This is a genomic window from Stenoxybacter acetivorans DSM 19021, from assembly GCF_000745895.1.
GTDB lineage: Bacteria > Pseudomonadota > Gammaproteobacteria > Burkholderiales > Neisseriaceae > Stenoxybacter > Stenoxybacter acetivorans.
The window spans coordinates 1-4545 of the sequence record NZ_JQKE01000109.1; the positions used below are offsets into that span (position 1 = coordinate 1).

At 42.2% G+C, this 4545-nt stretch carries 6 protein-coding genes; 2 read left to right on the forward strand and 4 right to left on the reverse strand.

Translation table 11 applies throughout. The annotated features are described in order from the left end of the window. Positions 1–198 (reverse strand): transposase family protein (locus tag Q384_RS10615; protein WP_169740859.1); only part of this gene is annotated, 198 nt, incomplete at its 3' end. A 105-nt stretch (positions 199–303) separates the two neighbouring features. Here Q384_RS10615 and Q384_RS10620 point away from each other — a divergent pair. Continuing rightward, entirely contained in the window at positions 304–612 is a 309-nt protein-coding gene (locus Q384_RS10620) for a manganese efflux pump (RefSeq protein ID WP_051940911.1), read from the forward strand. A 116-nt stretch (positions 613–728) separates the two neighbouring features. Here the strand turns inward: Q384_RS10620 and Q384_RS10625 are convergent, their stop codons facing one another. The 3 genes from Q384_RS10625 to Q384_RS10640 all read right to left on the reverse strand — a co-directional run bounded on the left by Q384_RS10625 (position 729) and on the right by Q384_RS10640 (position 4178). Next, positions 729–1598, reverse strand: a complete 870-nt coding sequence (locus tag Q384_RS10625) for a hypothetical protein (RefSeq protein WP_037587955.1) — start codon at positions 1596–1598, stop codon at positions 729–731. Between the two features lie 371 nt (positions 1599–1969). Next, positions 1970–3259, reverse strand: a complete 1290-nt coding sequence (gene clpX / locus Q384_RS10635; RefSeq protein WP_037587959.1) for an ATP-dependent Clp protease ATP-binding subunit ClpX — start codon at positions 3257–3259, stop codon at positions 1970–1972. A 271-nt stretch (positions 3260–3530) separates the two neighbouring features. Further along, the gene (locus Q384_RS10640; protein ID WP_425423488.1) at positions 3531–4178 is read right to left on the reverse strand and encodes a DUF805 domain-containing protein; all 648 of its coding nucleotides are present in this window, start codon (positions 4176–4178) and stop codon (positions 3531–3533) included. A gap of 80 nt (positions 4179–4258) precedes the next feature. On the opposite strand from Q384_RS10640, the gene Q384_RS10645 reads away from it, so the two are divergent. After that, a partial coding sequence (locus Q384_RS10645; RefSeq protein ID WP_037587963.1) for a transposase occupies positions 4259–4545 on the forward strand: 287 nt, incomplete at its 3' end.

Genomic DNA, 4545 nt, shown 5'->3' on the forward strand with positions numbered 1-4545 from the left:
ATCGTGTGAGGGAATGCAGGGTAAAGAAGGAATTAACTTCTGAAACCATTCAATTTTTTCTTTTGCCCATTGCTCCATCTCAACAAAAGTATCCGCCCCTGCCAACGAGGCACATATGGCAATGGTTAAAATGGCAGGCAACGAGTAAGCAATTTTGTGTTTTCCGCGTGGATCTTTAATCTTTACCAATAAATCCAACAAATTATCTGTTTTTTCTATGATGAGTTTCTTTCTGATGAGAATAATTTATGGAAAATAATACACTATGGCTTAATTGATTAAAATGGTGAGAGAAAATTTTTCATGCGATTGCCCTGGAAAAAAGAGGATGCGGGTAGATACTTTTTTGGTTTTGCGATAATGTTTATTTTGGCGATTGCGACAAGTATTGACGCATTTGCAGTGGGCGTAACTTTCGCATTTTTTAACATAAACATTTTTATGGCGGCGGCAATAACGGGCGTTATAACTTTTTGCGTATCTACGATCGGCGTAAAAATAGGAAATATATTTGGCGAAAAACTCGGAACTTATAGGCGGATCGGTTCTTATTATAATCGGCGTAAAAATCTTAGTAGAACATATCTATTTTTAACCTTTCGCAGAAATTGATAAACGGATCGCCGTTTGGCGTGGTCGCGCTTGACGGAACAAAAATTGGCGAAAAGTCAATCGTGGGCGCGTGATCGCCGAGCGGCATTATTAACGAAACCTAAATGAACCGATGATTATTCCTCAGCATTATCGCCTATTTGAGCGAACAATAACGCAACGAAGATATCGGCGGATAATATGGTAGAAGCATCAATACGGAATTTCTCTTTGCCGCCGCCGTCTTTGAGATAGATATTGTCTGTCCAACCGCCAAATTCCACCGTATATGTGCTGTCAAAACTAATTGTTTGATTGTCTATATTGATATAATTTTTTGCCAACAATAGGGTTTTGAACGAGTCGAAAGGCTTCAGAAATTCCGCCGCATTTTTGGCAAGATTGGGACTACGCCTTGCTGATTTATCTATATATCTGATTTGCACGGAAGGGTATGTTTTTTGCCATTGATCAAAGATCAAAGCGCCGCGCTGCTGGGTGTGCAACTCCACAAATTGTTCGTTCAACTTTTTATGACCGCTCGTTTGCGGCGTGATCCAAAACCATTCGCTTGACGGGTTTTTGCGAAATGCCAAGTGAGTGATATAAACTGCGTCTGCGATATTTGCTGACACTATGGTCAATGGCAATATATCTTCGATTTCCGCAAAAAGTAACCGCATAGGTTCGGCATTTCCCTGTTTGGCTTTTACGGGCTTCATAACAATGCCGTTTTCGTATAATTCAAAGATAATTTTTCCTCTTATACGCCTGACAAAGTGATAAGCGTAAAACGCTCCTCCGCCAACCAATACGGCGCCGATACCCGCAAGAAGCAAAACCGGGTCGCCATCGCCGCGATAATTTATGCCGCCGTTTGAAACCGCATACGCCGCCAGCCACAATAACAGCCCGATCACAATGATTATGCTCACCGCCGCCAATCCGATGATCCATACCTTACGTGGCTTATAAATCTTGATTAATTCCCCCATTTTTCCATTCATTTTGAACTCCTTAAAATAGCTACAGGCTTTCGCAGATTTTATTGCCTAATTGTTGATAGCCGTTTTGTGTTTATTGCAATCTAGCTCCTTCGTGTAGGTCTAGCGAAGCGTTTTGTGCAGGTTTTGTGTGGAAAATATAATGCGTTGTGCGGGCAGACCAACAACATTTACTTTTCTACATAAAAGCCATAATACATCGCCCATAAAAACAACAAAATTAAAAGAAGCCGTTTCAGGCTTAGTTGATCCCCGCCAACCCAAACAAACCCCCATCACATGATTCATGCGCGGAAACATCATTACATCATCTGAGCCAGATGAGGCTACCTGAAAATCTCGGCAAACATGTTTTGGGGTAGGGCAGCAAAAGTTCAGGACGCTTTTTTGCTTTTTTGTACTGCTTTTTTCTCAGTTTGGGCGGCTTGCTGAAATTCGCTGCCGTCTGCCCGCAGCCATTTGGGTGCGGCTCCCGATTCAATCACGGCTTGATCCACCACCACTTTTGTTACATCGTGCAAATTGGGCAGGGCATACATGGTTTCCAATAAAGCACGCTCCAGTATAGAACGTAAACCACGTGCTCCGGTTTTGCGTGCCATCGCTTGCCGAGCAATGGCGTGTAAAGCATCGGACAAAATCTCCAGCTCTGCGCCTTCCATGGCAAACAGGGTTTGATATTGTTTTACCAGCGCATTTTTTGGTTCGGTGAGGATATTAACCAGCGCGTCTTCATCCAGTTCTTGTAAAGTGGCGATTACCGGCAAACGACCGATTAACTCAGGAATCAAGCCGAATTTAATTAAATCTTCGGGTTCTACGGTTTCCAGTAATAAGCTGATGTCTGCATCTTCATCTTTACTGCTTACGGTTGCACCAAAACCGATGCCGCTTTTTTCAGTGCGCTGGCGAATTACTTTTTCCAATCCGGCAAATGCACCGCCGCAAATAAACAAAATATTGGTGGTGTCCACGTTGATGAATTCTTGATTCGGGTGTTTGCGCCCGCCTTGCGGCGGTACGGCGGCGATAGTGCCTTCAATCAGTTTCAGCAATGCTTGCTGTACACCCTCGCCCGATACATCGCGGGTAATTGACGGGTTGTCACTTTTGCGAGAAATTTTATCAATTTCATCAATATAAACAATACCTTTTTGTGCTTTTTTGACATCGAACTCACAATTGCCCAGTAATTTGGTGATGATTTGTTCTACGTCTTCGCCAACGTAACCTGCTTCTGTTAAGGTGGTTGCGTCTGCCATAACAAATGGTACGTTCAGTTTGCGTGCCAAACTTTGTGCCAGCAGGGTTTTCCCCGATCCTGTGGGACCGATCAATAAAATATTGGATTTAGAGAGCTCAACGTTTTGTTGGCTGTCGGCGTGTTCCAAGCGTTTGTAGTGGTTGTACACCGCCACTGCTAAAGATTTTTTGGCGTGTTCCTGCCCGATGACGTATTGATCTAAATTAGACACAATATCGGCAGGCGTTGGTAAACCGCTGTCGCTTTTTTGCAAAGCGGGCAAATCGGTATCGGGGTGCAGCATTTCACTGCAAGTATCCACGCATTCATTACAAATTAAGGCATGTTCGCCTTCAATTAAGTTGTGAACTTCGTGTTCGGCTTTGCCGCAAAAAGAACAATGGCGCGTGCTTTTATTCATAATTTCCTCTGGTTAATCAATAGGTTTTTTAATTTCTTAACTGTTTTTTTATTGGGCAGTAAAGGCTGCCTGAAAAATTTAAAGACCAATTCGGATATGGGGGTGATTCAGTCTATTTTAAATAGTTTTTGCGGGGCAGGTGTACTTAAATCAGTTAGTTTAATTTTCGTTTGGTTTAACTTTGTTTGATTGGTCGGATAAAGTTATATTGTTTTGCTGATTGCAGTATCGTTTCAACACTTTTTCGTTTGGGTAGCTTAAGAACATTGTTTCACTTTATTATTACAGAAAACAAAAAATCACGCAGGAAGCGTAACAAAGGCATCGAATGTTTTCCGTAAACAACAAAAAAGGCAGCTATTTCTGTCAAAAAGAAAACAAGCAGGCTTACCAAAAATATCTTCCAACTGCCGTACGGTGCACCTTCTGTGCGGCTTGGTGAAAAGAGCAGATACAGCAAAAAAATGCTGGGTACAGCGAGTACAGGATACAGAAACGGTGCTAAAAACCAAATGGGTGTTGAAGCCAGCATGCCGAAAGCAATCAGACCCAACATCGAAAATAAAGGCAATAAAAACAGCACACTAAACCAAGGTGATCGCCCTATATCTCGAAGGCGAAAGACAGAAAGCCAAATCAAGCAAATAAAAACAGGATGAAATATTTTCATATTAAGTAACAGCACGCTGAATATCTGTAATGAAAATAAATCTTGAAAAAATTTCAGCTGGGAAGAGAAAGCCAATAAAAGACCAACAATTGAAAACCAAAAAAGAACTGCCGTTGCGTAAGTTAGCCGTTTCATGCGCTTTGACGGTGGAAAGCCGAAGTAATCTTTCCATATTACAGTTTTATTATAAATGGTATTGGTATTAAATACAGTGGCTTGTGTTGCACTAGTATCTAGTATGATGTGCAAAATTGGATACGCGGGAAATAGAGGTAGTGTTCAAAAATCTGTGTCAATCCCCCTAAACTATTCCAAATAGGAGACAACACATGAACAACCCCATATTCGACTTTAAAACAGCACTTAAACAGCTTCAATCAGGTCAAGCACTGACAGGCAAAGACGGCATACTCACCCCGCTTATCAAACAACTGACCGAAGCTGCTCTTGATGCCGAAATCGAACATTATCTCGAACAGAACCCACAAGAGCCCAACCGCCGCAACGGTTACACCAAAAAGACGGTCAAGGCAAATTCCGGCAGCTTTGAATTGGAAACACCGCGAGACCGAAACGGTGGTTTTGAGCCACAAATCGTCAAAAAAAATCAGACCAA